Source organism: Streptomyces sp. NBC_01451, assembly GCF_036227485.1.
Lineage (GTDB): Bacteria > Actinomycetota > Actinomycetes > Streptomycetales > Streptomycetaceae > Streptomyces.
Genome location: NZ_CP109479.1, coordinates 3,818,494 through 3,838,727, shown reverse-complemented (window position 1 = coordinate 3,838,727; position 20,234 = coordinate 3,818,494). Strand labels below are relative to the sequence as shown.

General features: G+C 70.2%; 16 protein-coding genes and 1 tRNA gene. 7 read left to right on the top strand and 10 right to left on the bottom strand.

What is annotated here, in order from left to right:
• Positions 1 to 54: 54 nt before the first annotated feature.
• The 7 genes from OG595_RS16595 to OG595_RS16565 all read right to left on the bottom strand — a co-directional run bounded on the left by OG595_RS16595 (position 55) and on the right by OG595_RS16565 (position 5,820).
• Entirely contained in the window at positions 55 to 579 is a 525-nt protein-coding gene (locus tag OG595_RS16595; protein ID WP_329272821.1) for a hypothetical protein, read from the bottom strand.
• A 100-nt stretch (positions 580 to 679) separates the two neighbouring features.
• Positions 680 to 1,282 carry an aminoacyl-tRNA hydrolase gene (gene pth, locus OG595_RS16590; RefSeq protein ID WP_329272819.1) on the bottom strand — a complete coding sequence of 201 codons (603 nt, stop codon included), beginning with the start codon at positions 1,280 to 1,282 and terminating at the stop codon, positions 680 to 682.
• 94 nt (positions 1,283 to 1,376) lie between these two features.
• On the bottom strand, positions 1,377 to 1,961 hold the full coding sequence (locus tag OG595_RS16585; RefSeq protein ID WP_329272816.1) for a 50S ribosomal protein L25/general stress protein Ctc: 585 nt from the start codon (positions 1,959 to 1,961) through the stop codon (positions 1,377 to 1,379).
• Between the two features lie 235 nt (positions 1,962 to 2,196).
• Positions 2,197 to 3,180 carry a ribose-phosphate diphosphokinase gene (locus OG595_RS16580; RefSeq protein WP_329272814.1) on the bottom strand — a complete coding sequence of 328 codons (984 nt, stop codon included), beginning with the start codon at positions 3,178 to 3,180 and terminating at the stop codon, positions 2,197 to 2,199.
• Positions 3,181 to 3,296: 116 nt separating this feature from the next.
• The gene (gene glmU, locus OG595_RS16575; protein ID WP_329272812.1) at positions 3,297 to 4,745 is read right to left on the bottom strand and encodes a bifunctional UDP-N-acetylglucosamine diphosphorylase/glucosamine-1-phosphate N-acetyltransferase GlmU; all 1,449 of its coding nucleotides are present in this window, start codon (positions 4,743 to 4,745) and stop codon (positions 3,297 to 3,299) included.
• A gap of 115 nt (positions 4,746 to 4,860) precedes the next feature.
• Positions 4,861 to 4,935: transfer RNA gene (locus OG595_RS16570), tRNA-Gln, on the bottom strand.
• Between the two features lie 27 nt (positions 4,936 to 4,962).
• Positions 4,963 to 5,820, bottom strand: coding sequence for a hypothetical protein (locus OG595_RS16565; protein WP_329272810.1), 858 nt, complete (start codon positions 5,818 to 5,820; stop codon positions 4,963 to 4,965).
• Positions 5,821 to 5,998: 178 nt separating this feature from the next.
• Between OG595_RS16565 and OG595_RS16560 the strand changes: the two genes are divergently transcribed.
• Entirely contained in the window at positions 5,999 to 7,318 is a 1,320-nt protein-coding gene (locus tag OG595_RS16560; RefSeq protein WP_329272809.1) for a sensor histidine kinase, read from the top strand.
• Between the two features lie 114 nt (positions 7,319 to 7,432).
• Here OG595_RS16560 and OG595_RS16555 read toward each other — a convergent pair whose 3' ends face one another.
• Together OG595_RS16555 and OG595_RS16550 are read right to left on the bottom strand one after the other, a co-directional pair.
• The gene (locus OG595_RS16555; RefSeq protein ID WP_329282937.1) at positions 7,433 to 7,927 is read right to left on the bottom strand and encodes an SUKH-3 domain-containing protein; all 495 of its coding nucleotides are present in this window, start codon (positions 7,925 to 7,927) and stop codon (positions 7,433 to 7,435) included.
• 95 nt (positions 7,928 to 8,022) lie between these two features.
• Complete coding sequence (locus OG595_RS16550; RefSeq protein ID WP_329272807.1) at positions 8,023 to 8,643, bottom strand: YwqJ-related putative deaminase; 621 nt, start codon at positions 8,641 to 8,643, stop codon at positions 8,023 to 8,025.
• 343 nt (positions 8,644 to 8,986) lie between these two features.
• On the opposite strand from OG595_RS16550, the gene OG595_RS16545 reads away from it, so the two are divergent.
• The 3 genes from OG595_RS16545 (at position 8,987) to OG595_RS16535 (ending at position 14,076) form a co-directional block, all read left to right on the top strand.
• Positions 8,987 to 10,003 (top strand): SMI1/KNR4 family protein, encoded by a 1,017-nt coding sequence (locus OG595_RS16545; RefSeq protein ID WP_329272806.1) that lies wholly within the window; start codon positions 8,987 to 8,989, stop codon positions 10,001 to 10,003.
• A gap of 7 nt (positions 10,004 to 10,010) precedes the next feature.
• Positions 10,011 to 12,986, top strand: a complete 2,976-nt coding sequence (locus OG595_RS16540) for an SUKH-4 family immunity protein (RefSeq protein WP_329272803.1) — start codon at positions 10,011 to 10,013, stop codon at positions 12,984 to 12,986.
• Positions 12,987 to 13,179: 193 nt separating this feature from the next.
• On the top strand, positions 13,180 to 14,076 hold the full coding sequence (locus OG595_RS16535; protein ID WP_329272802.1) for a cellulose-binding protein: 897 nt from the start codon (positions 13,180 to 13,182) through the stop codon (positions 14,074 to 14,076).
• Between the two features lie 48 nt (positions 14,077 to 14,124).
• Here OG595_RS16535 and OG595_RS16530 read toward each other — a convergent pair whose 3' ends face one another.
• A complete protein-coding gene (locus OG595_RS16530) occupies positions 14,125 to 15,666 on the bottom strand; it encodes an MFS transporter (RefSeq protein WP_443073053.1) in 1,542 nt (513 codons plus the stop codon).
• Positions 15,667 to 16,068: 402 nt separating this feature from the next.
• On the opposite strand from OG595_RS16530, the gene OG595_RS16525 reads away from it, so the two are divergent.
• The 3 genes from OG595_RS16525 (at position 16,069) to OG595_RS16515 (ending at position 20,067) form a co-directional block, all read left to right on the top strand.
• A complete protein-coding gene (locus OG595_RS16525) occupies positions 16,069 to 16,857 on the top strand; it encodes an ABC transporter ATP-binding protein (protein WP_329272800.1) in 789 nt (262 codons plus the stop codon).
• Positions 16,854 to 19,424 carry an ABC transporter permease gene (locus OG595_RS16520; RefSeq protein WP_329272798.1) on the top strand — a complete coding sequence of 857 codons (2,571 nt, stop codon included), beginning with the start codon at positions 16,854 to 16,856 and terminating at the stop codon, positions 19,422 to 19,424. The genes OG595_RS16525 and OG595_RS16520 overlap by 4 nt, the downstream gene beginning before the upstream one ends.
• A 217-nt stretch (positions 19,425 to 19,641) precedes the next feature.
• Positions 19,642 to 20,067 carry a RipA family octameric membrane protein gene (locus OG595_RS16515; protein ID WP_329272796.1) on the top strand — a complete coding sequence of 142 codons (426 nt, stop codon included), beginning with the start codon at positions 19,642 to 19,644 and terminating at the stop codon, positions 20,065 to 20,067.
• The last annotated feature ends 167 nt before the right edge of the window (positions 20,068 to 20,234 follow it).

Genomic DNA, 20,234 nt, shown 5'->3' with positions numbered 1-20,234 from the left:
CCCTCACATCGTCACAGGGGCCGCGGGGCCACATCGCTCAGCAGGCCACGTCGGCTACAACGCCACCCAGGCCGCCGTCACCAGCGCCAGGCCGCTCCCGGCCAGTGCCCAGCCGGTCCGCGTCAGCCCCAGACCGCCCGCGACCACGACCGACGCGAGCAGCAGCGCACCGCCCAACGGCACCCACGCGTACAGGAAACCGGCCGGCCCCGACCGCACGACATCACTGCTGCCGGGCTTCACGACCACGGTGTACGTCTCGCCCTCGCTGACCCCGACCGACTGGTCGAGGACGACCCGGCTCCGCGCCGTCGACCCCACCGACACCGGCCGGTACGACCCCGTGCAGACGCCGTCCTCGCACCCCGACACCGTCATCGTGCCCTGCTCGCGCCCCTTGCTCAGCATCACGTGCTGGGCCGACCCCCACGACGCCCACACACCCGCGATCAGGATCAGCGCGGCGACCGTACCCATCACCACGAACTGCCCCAGCCGCCCGACACGCCCCAGCCGCAGTGCGGCTGGGGCGGGGGCGGACTTGCGCCGGTGGGCGGTGGCTGGCATGGCCGGGATCATTGGCCATGGTCGTGCGATCGGTCAACTCCTGCCCGACAAAGTCAGCAGTTGTACGCACGTATCCCGCACCCCACCAGAGGCCCTCCGGCGCCCCCCGGCCTCAGGAGTTGTACGCGGTCTGCGCCCGCTCCAGGCCCACCGTCAGCAGGGACTCCACCGCGTCCGCCGCCCGGTCCACGAAGTAGTCCAGCTCCTTGCGCTCCGCCGACGAGAAGTCCTTCAGCACGAAATCGGCGACCTGCATACGACCCGGCGGGCGCCCGATCCCGAACCGCACCCGGTGGTAGTCCGGGCCCATCGCCTTCGTCATCGACTTCAGACCGTTGTGACCGTTGTCACCGCCGCCCAGCTTCAGCCGCAGGACCCCGTAGTCGATGTCCAGCTCGTCGTGGACCGCCACGACACGGTCCAGCGGCACCTTGTAGAACTCGCGCAGCGCGTTGACCGGCCCGCCCGACAGGTTCATGTACGACGTCGGCTTCGCCAGAACCACCCGGCGGCTCGCCGGTCCCGGCGGCCCGACACGCCCCTCGACGACCTGTGCCTGCGCCTTCCCGGCCCGCTTGAACCTCCCGCCGATCCGACCCGCCAGCAGGTCGGCCACCATGAACCCCACGTTGTGCCGGTTCATCGCGTACTCCGGCCCGGGGTTGCCGAGCCCCACGATCAGCCAGGGGCCGCCCGCGTCGGTCGTCACGTCCATCTCTCCTCGATGCGTGCCTCGATACGTGCCTCGATACGCGCCGGCCGCCGCCCCTGGTGGGAGCGGCGGCCGGCGAAAGAGGACTCCGGGGAAATCAGGCCTCGGTGGTCGCCGCGTCGTCGTCGGCGGCGGCTTCCTCGGCCTGCGCGGCCAGGACCTGGAGGACGACCGCGTCCTCGTCGATCGCCAGCGTGGTGCCCTTGGGCAGCGGGATGTCCTTGGCGAGGATGGAGGCACCGGCCTCAAGGCCCGCGATGGACACGGTGACGGACTCGGGGATGTGCGTGGCCTCGGCCTCGACGGTCAGCGTGCTCAGCACGTGCTCAAGGAGGTAGGCGCCGGGGGCCAGGTCGCCCTCGGTGTGGACGTAGACCTCGACGGTGACCTTCTCGCCGCTCTTCACGGTGAGCAGGTCGACGTGCTCCAGGTAGCCCTTCAGCGGGTCACGCTGCACGGCCTTCGGGATCGCCAGCGCGGTGCGGCCCTCGATGTCCAGGGTGAGCAGCACGTTCGGGGTACGCAGGGCGAGCTGGAGCTCGTGGCCCGGCAGCGTGATGTGGACGGGCTCGGCACCGTGGCCGTAGACGACCGCGGGAACCTTGGCCTCGCGGCGGATGCGGCGGGCGGCGCCCTTGCCGAACTCGGTGCGGGTCTCGGCGGTGAGCTTTACGTCGGACATGCTTTTCACTCCTCGTACGGGTGAGAGAGGGACAGGTCACCCGGCCACGAACGGCCTGCTACGAAGAGCGCGTCGATAACGGATCACCGGCCCGCGAACCACACGGGTACGGCCTCCCTCGCCGAGCAACTCCAACAGAGTACTCGGCAGGGGAGGCCGCAGAAAAATTGATCTTGCAGAAGCGATTCAGCAGAGCCTGTGGGAAACAAACCCGCAGGCAGCAGACCCGGCGGACCTACTGCTCGTCGAACAGACTCGTCACCGAACCGTCCTCGAACACCTCACGCACCGCACTCGCGATGGTCGGCGCGATCGACAGCACCTTGATCTTGTCCAGGTCCGCACTCAGCTCACCCGGCGTCGGCAACGTGTTCGTGAAGATGAACTCACTCACCCGCGAGTTCTTCAGCCGGTCCGCCGCCGGACCCGACAGCACACCGTGCGTCGCCGTCACGATGACATCCTCCGCACCATGCGCGAACAGAGCGTCCGCAGCCGCACAGATCGTCCCACCGGTGTCGATCATGTCGTCGACGAGAACACACACACGACCCTTGACCTCACCCACGACCTCGTGGACGGTCACCTGGTTCGCCACGTCCTTGTCACGCCGCTTGTGCACGATCGCCAACGGCGCACCCAGCCGGTCGCACCAGCGGTCGGCCACCCGCACCCGGCCCGCATCCGGCGAAACCACCGTCAGCTTGCCCTTGTCCACCTTCTCGCCCACATAGTCCGCGAGCAACGGAAGCGCGAAGAGATGGTCGACCGGACCGTCGAAGAAACCCTGGATCTGATCCGTGTGCAGATCCACCGTCAGGATGCGGTCCGCACCCGCCGTCGCCATCAGGTCCGCCACCAGACGTGCCGAGATCGGTTCACGCCCACGGTGCTTCTTGTCCTGCCGCGCGTAACCGTAGAACGGCACGATCACCGTGATGGAACGAGCCGACGCACGCTTCAGCGCATCGATCATGATCAACTGCTCCATGATCCACTGATTGATCGGAGCCGTGTGGCTCTGGATCACAAAACAGTCCGCGCCACGCGCCGACTCCTCGTAACGGACGTAGATCTCACCGTTCGCGAAGTCGAAGGCCTTCGTCGGGACAACCCCGACCCCCAACTGCTGGGCGACCTCCTCGGCAAGCTCGGGGTGGGCGCGGCCGGAGAAGAACATCATCTTCTTCTTCCCACCGGTCGTCTTGGTCCCGGTCACAGCACTGTCTCCTCGGAGGTGTCTCAGCCGTGATCAGCCCTGGCAGGCCTGCTCAGCTGGGGGTGTGCGGGTGTGCATCTATCACGGTAGCCCGAGTCGGACCGGACTGTTTCCGGTCAGCTTTCGCCACCCGGCTCCCGAGAAGCCGCCTCGGCCGCCCTCGCCGACGCACTCCCCGGACGCTTACGAGCCACCCAACCCTCGATATTCCGCTGCTGGCCACGGGCCACGGCCAACGAACCGGGCGGCACATCCTTCGTGATCACCGACCCGGCCGCGGTGTAAGCACCGTCCCCGACCGTGACAGGCGCCACAAACATGTTGTCCGAACCCGTCTTGCAGTGCGACCCGACGACGGTGTGATGCTTGTCCTGCCCGTCGTAGTTCACGAACACACTCGCGGCACCGATGTTCGTGTACTCACCGATCGTCGCGTCCCCGACATACGACAGATGCGGCACCTTCGTCCCGTCACCGATAGACGTGTTCTTCGTCTCGACATACGTACCGATCTTCGACTTCACCCCGAGACGGGTCCCGGGACGCAGATACGCGTACGGCCCCACAGTCGCCCCCGCCCCCACCACAGCACCGTCCGCCACGGTGTTGTCCAGCCGCGCCCCCGCCCCCACCCGGGTGTCCTTCAACCGGGAGTTGGGCCCGACCTCGGCACCCTCCGCGAGATGCGTCGCACCCTGGAGCTGCGTGTTCGGATGGACGATCGAGTCCTGCTCGAACGTGACCGTCACATCGACCCACGTACTCGCCGGATCGATCACACTCACCCCGGCCAGCATGGCCTCGGTCAGCAACCGCTCGTTCAGGATCCGACGCGCCTCCGCCAACTGCACACGGTTGTTGATCCCGGCGATCTCACGATGATCCGCGGCCACGGACGCCCCCACCCGATGCCCCGCCTCACGCAGGATCCCGAGCACGTCGGTCAGATACTCCTCACCCTGACTGTTGTCCGTCCGCACCTTCCCCAGCGCGTCGGCCAGGAGCTGCCCGTCGAAGGCGAACACACCGGAATTGATCTCACGGATCGCCCGCTGCGAGTCGCTCGCGTCCTTGTGCTCGACGATGGCGGTGACCGCCCCGGAGGCCCCGTCCCGCACGATCCGCCCGTACCCGGTCGCGTCCGGCACCTCGGCGGTCAACACGGTCACGGCATTGCCGTCACCGGAGTGGGTCGCGGCGAGCGCACGCAGGGTCTCCCCGGTGAGCAGCGGGGTGTCGCCACAGACGACGACAACAGTCCCGTCGACGGTCCCGCCCAGCTCCTCCAGCCCCATGCGTACGGCATGACCGGTGCCGTTCTGCCGCGCCTGGAAGGCGGTACGGATACCGGCGCCGGCCTCCGTCAGATGGGCGGTGACCTTCTCGCGGGCGTGCCCCACGACGACGACCAGGTTCTCGGGGTCCAACTCGCCTGCGGCGGCGAGCACATGACCCACCAGCGAACGGCCACAGAGCTCGTGCAGGACCTTGGGTGTGGCCGACTTCATACGGGTGCCCTCACCCGCTGCGAGTACGACTACGGCGGCGGGGCGATTGGCGCTCACGGGTGGTGCCCTTCGGCTGCGGAGGGGGTGGGGTGGACATCCGCAGGATACCGGGGCGTTTCGTGGGGGACATGAGTAAGGGCCCTGACTGGATTGTCAGGACCCGAACCGAGTATGGCTCCCCTGCCAGGACTTGAACCCGGACATATGGCACCAAAAGCCACAGTGCTGCCAATTACACCACAGGGGAATAAATTCGACTAAACCGGACATTTGGTCAGGTCGTCGAATTGGCACCCACCACTATGCCGTACCAGGCACCCTCGATGCGACGGTACAGATCTGCTCCTTGTCGCACCCTGATACCGAGGCACCCTCGGTAGGAGTCTCCCGTGTTCTTGCGCACGGTCGAGGGATTGTGCTTCTTGAGGATCGTCCTGCCCAGGGTTGACGGGTCAATGCCGATGAGGCCGGCCCAGTGGTGTTCGGCGGCGGCGACGTCGGCGGACTCGTGAATCATGACGCGGCAGTGCAGTCGTTCCCGGCTTACCTCAAGCAGGTCGAGCCAGGCGAGGAAGACGCTGATCATTCCGGGGTCGCTGTTGACGAACTCCACGCACTCGCGGCGAGTGTGTGGCTTGTCCTTGGTCCCCTCGGCCCAGTAGAGGGCAACACCCGTAAGGAACAACTCGCGATCCGACAGTTCGCCGACGGCTGTCGCCGCCGCTTGCTTTGTAGCCTCGCGCTCCTGCTGTCGGGAGGCTTGTAGCCGAGCGAGTCCCGCATCCATCCGCTCCCGCTGTTCCGCCGGTGTGCACTTGGGCTCCTGATGCGGAAGATCCCGTACCCAGAGCGAGACTGAACTCTTCGAGCACCCCAGTTCCGCCTGGATCCGGTTGTAGGTCCAGCCCTGCTTCCGTAGTTCCCGCGCCCTCTCGCGGAGGTCGTCCTTCGCTCGCGGGCGCTTCGTCCATTCCGGGGGTGGCTCGCCCTTGACGAGGCGCTGCAGGACGTCCTTGTTGTGGACCTGGAGCTCGTCGCGGATCTGTCGAATGCTCAGGCCCTCCCGTCGCAACGCCAGCGCCCGCTCCCGTAGCCCCTCGAAATCCGTGTACTTGCCGCATGCATGTTCCATGGGCAAAGCCTCGGGGCGGAATCATTGCTTCCGGGGTCGAACGGTGCGCGATTCAGCAGTTCGAGGGATTCTGGTGGGTTTCGCTTCTGTTCGATTGTGGTGTCGGCGGCCCCTGTGGTGTAGGCCGGTCGTCGAAACTCGCCGGAAAAGCGGGGGGCGGCGCCCGTAGGCTGGGCTCATGACCACTACGGGGGAAGACCACGCCGCGGCCCTGACCGGGCCGTTGTGGTGGACCCGGTGGCGCAGTGCGGCGTTTGACGTGGGTCTCGCGGTGCTGTCTGCCGGGGAGTGTGCGGCGGAGGGGATTTCGTTCGCCAGGGACGCGGGGATCCCGTTGGCGGCGGGGATCGTGTTCGGGCTTGTGGCCGGGTCCGTGCTGGTGTTGCGGCGGCGGTGGCCGATTGCCGTCGTACTGGTGTCCATCGCTGTCGCGCCGGCCCAGATGGGCTATCTGATGGGCATCGTCGGGCTGTACACGCTCGCCGCTTCCGAGCTGCCCCGGCGGATCATCGGGGCGTTGGCCGGGATGGCGATGGTGGGGACGCTCATCGTGACGTTCGTGCGGTCGCATCAGGGGGTGGCGGACGGGGGGCTGAAGATCGGGGACTGGCTGGTTCCTGTCGTCGCCATCACCACCTCGCTGGGTGTCACCGCGCCGCCGTTGCTGCTCGGGTTGTACGTGGGTGCCCGGCGGCGGTTGATGGAGAGTCTTCGGGAGCGGGCCGACAGTCTGGAGCGGGAGCTTCAGTTGCTGGCGGAGCGGGCCGAGGAGCGGGCGGAGTGGGCGCGGAACGAGGAGCGGACGCGGATCGCCCGTGAGATGCATGACGTGGTGGCGCACCGGGTGAGTCTGATGGTGGTGCATGCGGCGGCGTTGCAGGCGGTCGCGCGGAAGGATCCTGAGAAGGCTGTGCGGAATGCCGCCCTGGTGGGGGACATGGGGCGGCAGGCGTTGACCGAGTTGCGGGAGATGCTCGGGGTGCTGCGGTCGGGGGACGGGCTGGAGCGGCGGGTGCAGGGTGTGCCGTTGGCGGCGGTGGGTGCGGCCGCGGCTGTGGCTGCTTCTCGTGCTGCTCGGGGCGAGGGTGATGAGGGTGCGGGGGACGGGCCCTGTCTGGCTGAGCTGGAGGAGTTGGTGGGGCAGTCGGCGGCTGCGGGGATGGTCGTGGCTCTGTCGGTCGAGGGGGAGGTGCGGTTGTACGGGGCGATGGTGGAGCAGACCGCGTACCGGGTGGTGCAGGAGGCGTTGACGAACGTGCACAAGCATGCGGCGGGGGCGAAGACGCATGTGCGGCTGGCTCATCGGGGTGATGAGATCGCGATGCAGGTGGAGAACGAGCCGCCGCCCGAGCCGTCGTCGGTCTCGTCGGTGCGGTTTCCGTCCGGTGGCAATGGTCTGCTCGGGATGAAGGAGCGGGTTGCCGCGCTGGGCGGGGTGTTCGTGTCCGGGCCGACGGAGGCCGGGGGGTTTCGGGTGTCGGCGGTCATTCCGACGTGACGTTCCGCTGGTTGTGCGGTTCTTTGCCTGCGGGCCCGGTGGGGGCTGGTCGCGCAGTTCCCCGCGCCCCTGTCGGGGCGCGTCGCGCACCCGACTTGGCCCAGCGGGTGTGGCTCAGGGAGGTGTCAGGCGGACCGGTTCCAGGCCGGTGACGAGGGTGGCGAGGGCCTGGTCGATGTCGGCGCCGAGGTACCAGTCGCCGGTGTGGTCGAGGGCGTAGACGCGGCCGGCTGTGTCGATGGCCAGCAGGGACTGGGTCTCGGGTTCTTCGCCGAGGGGGCAGACCTCGGTGTCGAGGGCGCGGCCGAGGTCGGCGAGGGTGCGGGCCATGTGGAGGCCGTGCAGGGGGTCGAGGTGGAGGGCGGTGGGGGCGACCTGGCGGCCGGTGCCGGGGGGTGTGAGGTGGAGGCCGCCGAATTCCGCCCAGGCTTCCACGGCGGCGGGGAAGACGGCGTGGCGGTGTCCGGCGGGGGAGGTGTGGCCGCGCAGGGTGTCGGCCCAGATCTCGGCCTGTTTTATGTCCCAGCGGCCGGGCTGCCAGCCGGCGGCGCGCAGTGCGGCGTCGACGGCCACGGGGAAGCGGGTGGAGGAGGTGCGGTCGGTGTGCATCTGCCCTTCGATCGTCGAGGTCATGGACCGGCGCGAGCGTGTGTCCGGTGCGGCGCCGTCTTGCGGTGGTGCCTGGGGGTGGGGTGAGGGGGGCGTCAGTCGGTGGGGGCCGACGAGTCGACTATGCGGACGCCGAAGTGGGCGCTGAGCGCCGTGCAGGAGCGGCAGGGTGCGGCGAAGCTGCCGTGGAGGGGGTCGCCGTCCTCGCGGATGCGGCGGGTGGTGAGTTTGGCTTGTTTGAGTGCTCTGCGGGCTTCGCCGTTGGTCATGGGTTTGCGGGCGGCGCGTCGGCTGCGGGCCTCGTCGGCGATGGTGATCTGGCGGGATATGAGGAGTGCTTCGGCGCAGCGGCCGGTGGAGCGGTCGCGTTGGGCGCTGGCGAGGGTGTCCAGGAAGTCCTGGACGAGTGGGTGCAGGGAGGGTGGTTGGTCGCCGCGTGCGGCGGTGCCGGTGAGGGTTGCGCCGCGTACGGAGAGGGCGGCGGCGACGGTGGGGAGTATGCCGTCGCGGCGGTGGCGGAGGGTGGGGACGCGGGGTGTGTCGTCGGAGCTCCAGCCGACTCGTGGGTCGCCGCCGGGTCTGCCGGTCGTACCGGGTGTTCCGGGTGTCGGTGTGCTCGTCGGGCTTTCTGTCGGTCGGCCTGTCGGTCGGCCTGTCGGTCGGCCTGTCGGCCTTCCTGTCGCTGTCCCCGTCTGTGTCGCGTTCATGGTCGTCATCCCCTCCGGTGCCTCCCCCGTGCATCCCCTCGGCGGACCCAGAGTGCCAAATGGCGTGGCTGGTGCGGTAGCTGGGGCGGTGTGACACGCCCGGGCTTCGTCGCACCGTCACGACAGGGTGACGGCAGGTCACGGAAGTGGGGGGCCGGTGGCTGGTGCCGGTGACCGGTGTCGGCGTACCGCATAGGCTGTCGGGCAGCCGCGATCCGCAGCGCCGTCCGGGTTGCTGTCCGCACTGATGTGCTGACAGGCGGGACGGGGTGATGTGTCGTGACGTGATGTGACAGACGTACGGGTCGTACTGATGTATGGGCCTTACAGGACGCCGCAGGGGGCAACCGCCATGACGACAGGTCGGCTCGGGCAGCGAGCCGTGCCGCCGAACGCGGCCTATGCCGGGCAGGTCGTGCACTTCCCGGATCCGGTACGGGCCACCCGGCATCCGAGAGGGGTGCGGGTCGACGAACACGGCTATCCGGACTTCTCGCTCTACGCGCGTGCGGCGGCGGAGATCGCCGAGCCGCCCGAGGGCTTCGGTGTCGACGAGTTGCGGCTGACGGACTACGTGTCGGCGAACGCGGCGCTCGCCGCGTCCGGGCACGAGTTGTGGGACACGGTTCCGGCGGTGGCGACCCCGCACGGCTGGACCTGGCACCACGTAGCCGGCGGGCGGCGTCTTGAGCTCGTCCCGGTCGAGGTGAAGGCGCTGCTGCGGCATCACGGTGGGATCGCGACTTCGGGCGTGGACCAGCACAAGCGCGGTACGCGGCCCCTGCAGGAGACGCGGCCGGCGCACTTCGCGCTGCCGAAGTCGGCGGTGGCGGTGACGGAGCCGCAGGTGCAGGGTGTCGAGGAGGATCTCGGCTACCGGCTGCCGGGGGCGTACCGGTCGTTCCTGAAGGCGGCGGGCGGGTGTGCGCCGGTGGGCGCGGCGCTCGACGCCGAGTTGGGGCTGCTGCTGGACCAGCCGTTCTTCACGGTGCGGGACGAGGCGGCGGTCAACGACCTCGTGTACGTCAACAAGTGTCTGCGGGACCATCTGACGAAGGACTATCTGTGCGTCGGCTTCGTGCAGGGTGGTCTGCTGGCCGTGAAGGTGAAGGGTGAGCGGCTCGGTTCGGTGTGGTTCAGCCCGTACGACGACGCGCGGGACGTCGATCCGACCTGGCCGCCGGCCGACCGGGTGCAGCGGCTGCTGCTGCCGTGCGGCGACGACTTCGACCAGTTCCTGTCCCGGCTCGCGGGCAGTCCGCCGGAGCTGGAGACGGTGGCGAACCTGATGGTGGACGGCGGCTTCGCGCGTGCGCTGCCGCTGTCCGCGGCGTCCGGGGCGTCTTCGGTGTCTTCGGTGGGGGAGTGACTGACCGATGGTGACTTTCGCGCAGGCGCAGGAGCGCGCCGAGGAATGGGTCAACGGGGATGTGCCGGCGTACCAGCACCGGGAGGTGCGGGTACGGGAGTTCGAGCTCGGGTTCGTGGTGTGGGCGGAGGATCGTGCGGAGGGTCCGCGGTCGGACGGTGGCGCCCAGCGGCTGGTCCTTGCCCGGGACAGCGGTGAGGCCACCCTGTGGCCCGCCCTGCCGGTGGGCGAGGTGATCCGGCGGTACGAGGAGCAGTACGGCCGTGCTGCCTCCGTCGAGGACGCGGTACCGGCGCCTCCGGCCCGGCTGGACCTGAACCAGACGTCGTTCCTGCTGACTCCGCCGGAGTGGTTGCAGGAGGCGGCGGACAAGCTGGGGCTTCCCGACCGGCGGGCGGATTCGGCGGCGCCGCCGTCCCCGTCGGTTTCCGTGGCCTCTTCGGGCGGGGCGCCGGTGGACGCGGTGCCGCCTGCGGGGGCCACGCCGTGGACCGGGACCGACACGACCGGCGTGGACGCGGGCGAGGACCGTTCCGTGCCGCTGCCGGCGACGGTGTTCGCGCCGCCGCTGGGTGACGAGGACCGCGACGACGTTCCGCGTTCCCGGGATGCCTTCAACGGCGGTCCGGGGGCTTCGGGGGCTCCGGGGTACGGGTATCCGCAGGGTGCGGGTGGGCCCTCGTACGGGTATCCGCAGGGTGTGCCCGGCGGGCCGGGCTCGCCGGAGCGTGCGCTCGCTCCCAACGCCGGCGAGATCGCCGACGCGGCGACCAGCAAGGCACCGCCGCCGCGCGGTGCCCGGGGCGCGAGCGCTCCGCCTCCACCGGGTACGCCGGGAACTCTGGGTGCCCGTCCGGGAGTTGGGCCTCCTCCGCCGCCGGGACCTGGTTCCGGCCCCGCGGGCGGATACGTGCCTACGCAGTTCGTGTCGGCGCTGGAGGCCGACGGTGGTGTCGGAGCCGACGGGGCGGCGGGGGTTGGTGCTCCAGGCTCCGGTGCTCCCCACCCGCCTGCGGGTGCGCGTCCTGAGGGCGTCCATCAGGCCGCGACGATGTTCTCCGGGCCCGCGGGACCCGGCGTGCCCCAGCCTCCGGCGGCCCCCGGGGTTCCGGGTGCGGGCCAGGGGCCGGGTGCCCCCGGTGCGCCGAGCAAGCCGGGTGCGCCGGGTACCCCGGGTGGGTCCGGCCGTCTCGGTGTGTCCAGTGCTCCTCAGCCTCCTGGTGCGGCGAATCCGCCCGGCGCTCCGCTGCCTCCGGGTCCGCCCGGCGCTCCGGGTGCCCTTGGCGGACCGCGTCCGCCCGGTGCTCCCAACCCGCCCGGGGGTACCCCTCCGGACGGCGTCCACCAGGCCGCGACCATGTTCGCCGACCCCCACCGGGGCGGCGCCCCCAACGCGCCCCGGCCGCCCGGCGCTCCGGGTGTCCCGGGTGCTCCCCAGCCTCCGGGTGCCCCCGGCGTACCCGGTGTGCACGGCATGCCCGGTGTGCACGGCATGCCCGGTGGGTCCGGTGGCCCAGGCGCACCGTCCGCTCCCGGTGCTCCCGGTGCTCCCGGTGCTCCCGGTGCTCCCGGTGCTCCCGGTGCTCCCGGTGTCCCTGGGGCCGTGCACCGCGCCGAGACCATGCTGGCCGGTCCTCCGGTCGGCGGCCCCGGCGTGCCCCCGCCGCCCCCGAACGCCGGTGTGCCCGGCCCTCCCGGCCCGCCTGGTGCCCCGGGCTTCCCCGGCGCTTCGGGCACTGCCGGCGGTCCCGGTGCCCACGGCGGTCCTGGCGCCCCGGGCGCGACGCCCCCGCCCCCCGGCGGTCGGCCGGTGCCCGGCATGCCCGCGCCGACCGGTCAGCCCGTGCCGGGTATGCCCGCGCCCGGCGGTCGGCCCGTACCCGGTTTGGCCGCTCCCGGCCCGGGGGCACATGTCCCCGGGTTTCCGCCGCCGCCCGCCCCCAGCCTCTCCGCGCCGCCTCCTCCGCCGGGCCCCCAGCAGCCCTCGTACGGCTATCCGCCGCCCGGTCAGCCCACGGTCGGGCCCGGTTATCAGGCCGTTCTTCGTTACCGGGCGCCCGACGGGTCCGAGCAGCAGGTGATCCGGCGGTCCGCGCCGGGGACGCCGCATCCGGAGTGGCAGATCTTCCATGAGCTGCGGGCGATGAGCATTCCGCCGGATCAGGTCCTCGAACTCCACACCGAGTTGGAGAGCTGTGAACTGCCGGGTGCCTACTGCGCCCGCATGATCCGCGAACAGTGGCCCAACGCCCGGATCACCAGCATCGCCCCCTACGGCACCGATCACGCCAGTCGTCAGCAGGGCATGGCTCAACTCCTCGCACATCAGGGTGAGTTGCACCAGGTGGCGGACGGTCCGGCGCGCCCGGGGCCGGTGCGTACGCCGCTGCCGCCCGTGCAGACCGCGCCGCCGATCCCCCCGGAGGGGGTCGCGCAGGAGATGGCCGCCGCGTTCGGGCCCGGGGTGTTCCGGTTCGACCAGGCGGCGGTGTCGCGGCAGGGGGTGCCGCCGGTCGTGGCGCACACGTTGGTCGTCGCCGGGCTGCCGGCCGACATGGGGCCGTTCTTCTGGGCGCAGGCCCAGCCGGGGCGGCCGGTGCCGACCCTCGCCGAGCTGGCGCAGGAGCGCGGGGTGCGGCCGGCGGCGGACGCCGGGTCGTACCTCGTGATGGGCAGTGACTTCGGCAAGGCGATCTGCGTGCAGTACGGGACGGCGAACATCGTCGCGGTGCCCGTGGAGGCGGGGCCCGGTGGGGCGCCCGTACCGCCGCAGTTCGTGAACACGGGGCTGCCCGAGTTCGCGCGCTGTCTCGCGCTGCTCGGCCGTATGTGGCGGCTGCGCTACGGGCTCAACCAGGAGCAGGCGGGCCGCTGGACGGTCGACTTCCAGGCCCAGCTCGCCTCCCTCGACCCGGCGGCGCTCGGCTCGCCGGAGAGCTGGTGGTCGGTGCTGCTGGAGGAGATGTGGGACGGGTTGCTCTGACCCGTTGAGGACAGCAGGGAGGGGGGCGGGTGGCCGTACGGCCACCCGCCCCCCTCCCTGCTGTGCCGATCCGCCGTACTGATCCCTCGTACCGGCCGTGACCCGGCCCGGAGTGTCGCGTTAGGCACATTTCACCTCAATCCATCAAGATGTGCGCGAAATCATTACTTCGTACGCGGAGAGGGGTTGCCGGATGAGCAGCGCAGCGACGTCGCACGGTTTCGTGGCCGGTTTCGGGGCCGGACGGGGGCGCGGTTACCGGCCCGATCAGGTCGACGCGTTCGCAGCCGTGCTCTCCGCGGAACGGGACTCCGCCTGGGAGCGGGCCGCACGGCTGACCGTGCTCGCCAGAGACATGGAGGCGGAGTCCGCGCGGCTGCGGGAGACCGTCGCGCGGCTCGCCCCGCAGACGTACGAGAGTCTCGGCGAGCGCGCCCGGCAGCTCTGGGAGTTGGGTGTCGAGGAGGCCGGCGCCGTGCGGGAGCGCGGGCGCAGCGAGGTGCGGCAGCTGATCGCGGCTGCCGAGGCCCGCGCGGACGCCCTGCGGGAGGCGGCGGAGGCTGCCGCCGAGACCGTGCGCGGTGAGGCCGAGGAGCGTGCCCGGCATCTGCTGCTCGCCGCCCGCGCGGAGGCCGACGAGATCCGGATCGGTGCCCGGCGGGAGGTCAAGGAGGGGCGGGGGGAGGCGCTGGCCGCACTGCGCGAGATGCGGCTGCGGACCTCCGGGCTGCTCGCCGAGCAGGAGAAGGAGTACGCCGAACGGTGGGCCGAGCAGGAACGGGTTGTCGCCGAGCGTGAAGTCGCCCTGGAGGCACGGCACATGGAGCAGGTGGCGGCGGCCGAGGCCGCGCTGTCCGAGGCGAAGAGGGCCCTCGCGGAGGCTGAGGAGTCGGTCCGGCGCAGCGACGACGACGCACGGGTTCGCGCCGCCGAACTCCTCGCCGGGGCTCGCCTCCAGGAGGACCGCATCGCCCGCGAGACGGAGCGCGTGCTGCGGGAGCACGGGGAGGAGTGGGACGACGTCCAGGCCCACATGGACCACGTACGGAGCAGCCTGACCACGCTGACGGGGCGGGCGGCGGCCGAATGAGAGCCGCTGCGGGTGCCCGCTGAGGGTGCCGGCTGAGGACTACGAGGACTACGGGGTGTCGAGGACCGGGAACCGCCGCGGCGCCAGTGCCAGCAGCGCCACGAAGGCCAGTGCCGCCGCGCCCGCCGCCCCGAAGTACACCGCGTGCACCGCCTCCGCGATGGCCCGGCGGGTCGCCTCCGGTGCGGCGCCCGTGCCCAGTGTCCGGGTCACCGAGTCCAGGTCGCTCGCGCCGCCCAGCCGGGACGCGAGGACGCCGTTGGCCACCGCGCCGAACAGGGCGGCGCCGATCGTCTGGCCGGTCTGACGGCAGAAGAGCACCGACGCCGTCGCCGTGCCGCGTTCCGACCAGCCGACCGTCGACTGGACGCCCACTATCAGGGGGAGTTGGAAGAGTCCCAGGGCGCCGCCGAGCAGCAGCATCAGGAGCGTGGGCTGCCAGGCGGAGCCCGGGTACGGGAGGAAGGGGAACGCCAGCAGGATCAGGGCCGCCGCGCCGATGCCTAGCATCGCCGTGTTCCGGAAGCCGATCCTGCGGTACACGTGCTGGCTCAGCGCCGCCGACACCGGCCAGCTCAACGTCCATACGGACAGCACGAATCCGGCCGCGATCGGGGCCAGGCCCAGCACCGACTGGGCGTACGTCGGCAGGAACACCGTCGGGGCCACCATCAGCAGGCCCAGGGCGCCCAGGGCCAGGTTGACCGCCGCGATCGTGGGGCGCCGCCACACCCATCCGGGGATGATCGGCTCCGCCGCCCGGCGTTCGATCGCGACCACGAGGAACACCAGGGCAAGTCCCGTACCGAAGAAGGCGGTTGAGGGCAGCGACAGCCAGGGCCAGGCCACGCCGCCCTGGACGAGGGCCGTCAGGAGTACGCCGCCGCACGCGAACACCGCCAGCGCGCCCGCCCAGTCGACGCGCGGGCGGGGGCCGGAGGTGTCGCGCTCGGGTTCGTGGAGGTGGCGGGCCAGGAGCCACATCGCCACCGCGCCGACGGGGAGGTTGACGAGGAAGATCCAGCGCCAGCCCGCGTAGGCCGCCAGCACCCCGCCCACCGCGGGGCCCGCCACTGCCGCGGTCGCCCATACGGTCGACAACTTGGCCTGGATCTTGGGGCGTTGTTCGAGCGGGTAGAGGTCGGCGGCCAGGGTCTGGACCGTGCCCTGGAGGGCGCCGCCGCCCAGGCCCTGGATGATCCGGAACGCGATCAGCGCGCCCATGTTCCAGGCCAGCGCGCAGAGCAGTGAGCCGAGGAGGAAGAGGGCCGCACCCGCTATCAGGACCGGTTTGCGGCCGAAGGTGTCGGAGAGCTTGCCGTACACCGGGAGGGTGACCGTGACGGCCAGCAGGTAGCCCGAGAACAGCCAGGAGAAGACGGAGAAGCCGCCGAGGTCGCCGACGATCTGCGGTACGGCGGTGGCCACGATGGTGGAGTCGAGCGCGGCCAGCGCCATCGCGAGCATCAGCGCGGCGACGACGGCTCCCCGCTTCCCGGTTCCGGTACGCCGCACCGCGCCGGGTGTCGCCGGTACCGCGGGTTCCGTACGGCGGCTGCTGCTGTCCACCGGGTTCCTTTCCCCCTGCATCTATCTTCCGGCGACCACTCTGCCACTTGACCCTCACCCGGCGGGAGGGTGGAGCGTGGCCGGGGCGAAGGGTGGAGGCGACCCCGAGACCCGCTCCACCGAGGGGTGGACAGCCCTTAGGGGTACCTCCTTACTACGGCTCGGGGAGGGTTCGTACCGACGGAGGACGAGACGGGGCATGGGTCGTCCTTAACCTGGCTTTACGCCGCTGGGGACGGCGTTCCTGAACTTCGGGGGTGGGGTTTTCCCCCGCAGAAGACTGCGCTGGGCACCAGAGACCGGGACCCCCTCCCACCAGCAGACTCATGGACATACCGCGGAGCAAGAGCGCGGAGCGACGCGGACCGACGTATCGCCAGGGTGTCAGTGCGCCCTAGCAGTGACCGACTTAGGAGACATACCGTGACATCGGCTGCAACCATCACCAGGCACGGGGGCACTGGAGGGCGTACGGCCGTTGCCGCTCGGGCGCGGCAGGTCGTGAAGGCGTACGGGTCCGGTGAGACCCGCGTCGTCGCCCTGGACGCCGTGGACGTGGACATCGCGCGGGGGCAGTTCACCGCGATCATGGGGCCCTCGGGCTCCGGCAAGTCCACCCTCATGCACTGCCTCGCCGGCCTCGACACCGTGACGTCCGGACAGATCTACCTCGACGACACCGAGATCACCGGGCTCAAGGACAAGAAGCTGACGCGACTGCGCCGGGACCGGATCGGGTTCATCTTCCAGGCGTTCAACCTGCTGCCGACGCTCAGCGCGCTGGAGAACATCACGCTGCCCATGGACATCGCGGGCCGTAAGCCGGACAAGGGCTGGCTGGCGCAGGTCGTCGAGACCGTCGGGCTCAAGGACCGGCTCAAGCACCGGCCCAACCAGCTCTCCGGCGGCCAGCAGCAACGCGTCGCCGTGGCAAGGGCGTTGGCCGCGCGGCCCGAGATCATCTTCGGCGACGAGCCGACCGGAAACCTCGACTCCCGTGCGGGTGCTGAGGTGTTGGGCTTCCTCCGGCGGTCCGTCGACGAGCTCGGCCAGACCATCGTGATGGTCACGCACGACCCGGTGGCCGCCTCGTACGCGGACCGCGTGCTGTACCTGGCCGACGGACGGATCGTCGACGAGATGTTCCGGCCGACCGCCGACAGCGTTCTCGACCGTATGAAGGACTTCGACGCGCGGGGGCGTACGTCATGACTGTGCTCAAGACCTCGATGCGCAACTTCTTCGCGCACAAGGGCCGGATGGCCCTGTCGGCGGTGGCCGTGCTGCTGTCGGTGGCGTTCGTGTGCGGGACTCTCGTCTTCACCGACACCATGAACACGACGTTCGACAAGCTCTTCTCGGTCACCTCCCCCGACGTCACGGTGTCGCCGAAGGCGGCCAAGAACGACGACACCCCACAGAACGGGGTGCCCGAGTCGCTGCCGGCCTCCGTACTGGCGAAGGCTCAGCAGGCCCAGGGCGTCAAGTCGGCCGAGGGCGCGGTCAGTTCGATGAACGTGACCGTCGTCGACAGCGAGAACGAGAACATGGGGTCCAGTACCGGGGCTCCGACCATCGCGGGCAACTGGACGCGCAACGACCTGCGTTCGATGGAGATCACCAGCGGCCACGCACCACGCGGGCCCACCGAGGTGATGGTCGACGCCGACACCGCCGACAAGCACCACCTGAAAATGGGTGACGAGCTTCGTACCATCACTCAGACCGGTGACATCTCCGCGCGGATCGTCGGCATCGCGACCTTCAAGGTGACCAACCCCGGCGCGGCCGTCGTCTACTTCGACACCGCCACCGCACAGCGTGAACTCCTGGGCGCCACCGGCCGGTTCACCCAGCTCAACGTCACGGCGGCCGACGGGGTCACCGACACGCGGCTCAAGCAGAACGTCACCCGGACCCTCGCGGACGGTGGCGCGTTCAAGGTGCAGACGCAGAAGGAGTTCTCCGACGAGAGCCGTGAAGGCGTCGGCGAGTTCATGAACGTCATCAAGTACGCCATGCTCGGCTTCGCCGGGATCGCGTTCCTGGTCGGCATCTTCCTGATCATCAACACCTTCTCGATGCTCGTCGCCCAGCGGACCCGCGAGATCGGCCTGATGCGGGCGATCGGCTCCTCCCGCAAGCAGGTCAACCGGTCGGTGCTGGTGGAGGCGCTGCTGCTCGGCTTCGTCGGATCGGTCCTCGGGGTCGGCGCGGGGGTCGGCATCGCGATCGGCCTCATGAAGCTGATGTCGATGGCCGGCATGAACCTCTCCACCGACGACCTCACCGTCAAGGCGACCACCCCGGTGATCGGCCTCGTCCTCGGCGTCGTCGTCACCGTCCTCGCCGCCTACCTCCCCGCCCGGCGCGCGGGCAAGGTCTCCCCGATGGCCGCACTCCGCGACGCCGGCACCCCGGCCGACGGCAGGGCGGGCCTCGTACGGGGTCTCATCGGCCTGCTGCTGACAGGCGCGGGCGGCTACGCCCTCTACCTGGCCGCCACCGCCGACAAGGCCAGCGACGGTTCACTGGTCCTCGGCGCGGGAGTTGTACTCACGCTCCTCGGGTTCGTCATCATCGGCCCGCTCCTCGCGGGCGCTGTCGTACGGATGCTCAGCGCCGTACTGCTGCGGGGCTTCGGCCCCGTCGGCCGCCTCGCCGAGCGCAACGCCCTGCGCAACCCGCGCCGGACCGGTGCCACCGGCGCCGCCCTGATGATCGGCCTGGCCCTGGTCGCCTGCCTCTCGGTGGTCGGCTCGTCGATGGTCGCCTCGGCGACGAGCGAGCTGGACGCGTCGGTCGGCGCGGACTTCATCGTCGAGGGCAACCAGCGGATCGTGCCGCAGGCGGAACAGGCGATGCGGCGCACGCCCGGCCTGACCCACGTCACCCGCTACAAGGAGGTCGAGGTCACCCTGACCCCGCCCGACGGCAGGGCCGAGAAGACCGAACTGACGGCCGCCGACCCGACGTACGCCTCCGACCTGCGGCGCACCACCATCTCGGGCACGCTGGGCGCCGCGTACGGCAAGGACGCGATGTCGGTGGGCTCCGGGTACGCCAAGGACCACGGGGTGAAGGTCGGCGACACGATGACCGTCGCCTTCAAGGGCGGCTCGACGGCGCGGCTCAGGGTCGCCGCGATCACGGACGACGACGTGGCCATCGACAAGGGCTCGCAGTACCTGTCCATCGCGACGACGGAGAAGTACCTGCCCGCCGACAAGGTTCCGCCGAGCAGCCTGATGTTCGCCTCGGCGAAGAAGGGCCAGGAGAAGGCGGCCTACGCGGCGCTGAAGAAGGCCTTCGACCCCTACCCGCAGTACCAGGTCCGCGACCAGACCGACTACAAGCAGGAGCTGAAGGACCAGATCGGTCAGCTCCTGAACATGGTCTACGGTCTGCTCGCCCTGGCGATCGTCGTGGCGGTCCTGGGCGTGGTCAACACGCTGGCGCTGTCGGTGGTGGAGCGGACGCGGGAGATCGGCCTGATGCGGGCGATCGGTCTGTCGCGGCGCCAGCTGCGCCGGATGATCCGGATGGAGTCCGTGGTGATCGCCCTCTTCGGCGCACTGCTCGGCCTCGGCCTGGGAATGGGCTGGGGCGCGACGGCCCAGCAGTTGCTGGCGCTGGAGGGCCTGAAGGTGCTGGAGATTCCGTGGGTGACGATCGGCGGCGTGTTCGTCGGCTCGGCGTTCGTGGGGTTGTTCGCGGCACTGGTGCCGGCGTTCCGGGCGGGGCGGATGAATGTGCTGAACGCTATAGCTACGGACTGACCGGCCCAGGGGACGGGGGAACGGGGGAACGGGGGTGGGCCCGGCGTCGGGGAGTCTGTGGGCTCCTTGGCGCCGGGCTTCGTGCCGGGGTGACTTGGCGGGAGTCAGGTTACGGCGGTCTTTCGCGGCCACTCGCATCAAATTTGCGTCGAGAAGAACCGGTCCCGCCGACCCACCGGAGGAGCATGTTCCATGCCGAGGTGGGCAAACCCGTCGTATGTCGACCCCGGAGGATGACGAGCAGCGTCGAGCCGAAGATGCCCGCTTGTGGGAACAAGTGATCTACGAAGGCGGGATGGTGTTCCAGATCGGCAATGTTTTCCTGCTTGCCGAGTCGCTCCTCATCGTCGCCTACACAGCCCTGTTGTCCTCAGGCAGCAACAACGGTCCCGACGACTACCTACCCGTACTGCGGGTGCTCGCCGCGTTCGGTCTCGTCACCTCGGGCTCCTGGTTCTATATGGCTCATCGGCAATTGCGATTCGCTCGACGAGTGGAACGCCGTGCTGAGGACCGGCTGCCCGATTACGCCGACACGGTCTCTTATGCGCGTGCATCGGGTATGGAATCCAAACTCCTGCTGGCGTACCTGATTCCGGTTGTCGCTGGGATCATGTGGACTCTGTTCATGGTGTTTGCATAGCTACTGCAATCGGCACGTGGATCGAACCACTGAGCCGCCGGTAATTTCCCTCTCCGAGCAGCTATTCGCCGGGACCGGCGAAGCCGAAGAGGACGACGAAACCGACGACGGCCTCGTACAGCACGTCGAGGTGTCCACGAGTGTCGAGGTGTCCACGAGTAGAGTCC

Bases quoted from the DNA above. Each gene is read 5' to 3' on its own strand.
- OG595_RS16595 (WP_329272821.1), bottom strand. From the start codon at position 579: ATGATCCCGGCCATGCCAGCCACCGCCCACCGGCGCAAGTCCGCCCCC.
- pth (WP_329272819.1), bottom strand. From the start codon at position 1,282: ATGGACGTGACGACCGACGCGGGCGGCCCCTGGCTGATCGTGGGGCTC.
- OG595_RS16585 (WP_329272816.1), bottom strand. From the start codon at position 1,961: ATGTCCGACGTAAAGCTCACCGCCGAGACCCGCACCGAGTTCGGCAAG.
- OG595_RS16565 (WP_329272810.1), bottom strand. From the start codon at position 5,820: ATGGAACATGCATGCGGCAAGTACACGGATTTCGAGGGGCTACGGGAG.
- OG595_RS16560 (WP_329272809.1), top strand. From the start codon at position 5,999: ATGACCACTACGGGGGAAGACCACGCCGCGGCCCTGACCGGGCCGTTG.
- OG595_RS16555 (WP_329282937.1), bottom strand. From the start codon at position 7,927: ATGCACACCGACCGCACCTCCTCCACCCGCTTCCCCGTGGCCGTCGAC.
- OG595_RS16550 (WP_329272807.1), bottom strand. From the start codon at position 8,643: ATGACGACCATGAACGCGACACAGACGGGGACAGCGACAGGAAGGCCG.
- OG595_RS16545 (WP_329272806.1), top strand. From the start codon at position 8,987: ATGACGACAGGTCGGCTCGGGCAGCGAGCCGTGCCGCCGAACGCGGCC.
- OG595_RS16540 (WP_329272803.1), top strand. From the start codon at position 10,011: ATGGTGACTTTCGCGCAGGCGCAGGAGCGCGCCGAGGAATGGGTCAAC.
- OG595_RS16535 (WP_329272802.1), top strand. From the start codon at position 13,180: ATGAGCAGCGCAGCGACGTCGCACGGTTTCGTGGCCGGTTTCGGGGCC.
- OG595_RS16530 (WP_443073053.1), bottom strand. From the start codon at position 15,666: ATGCAGGGGGAAAGGAACCCGGTGGACAGCAGCAGCCGCCGTACGGAA.
- OG595_RS16520 (WP_329272798.1), top strand. From the start codon at position 16,854: ATGACTGTGCTCAAGACCTCGATGCGCAACTTCTTCGCGCACAAGGGC.
- OG595_RS16515 (WP_329272796.1), top strand. From the start codon at position 19,642: ATGTCGACCCCGGAGGATGACGAGCAGCGTCGAGCCGAAGATGCCCGC.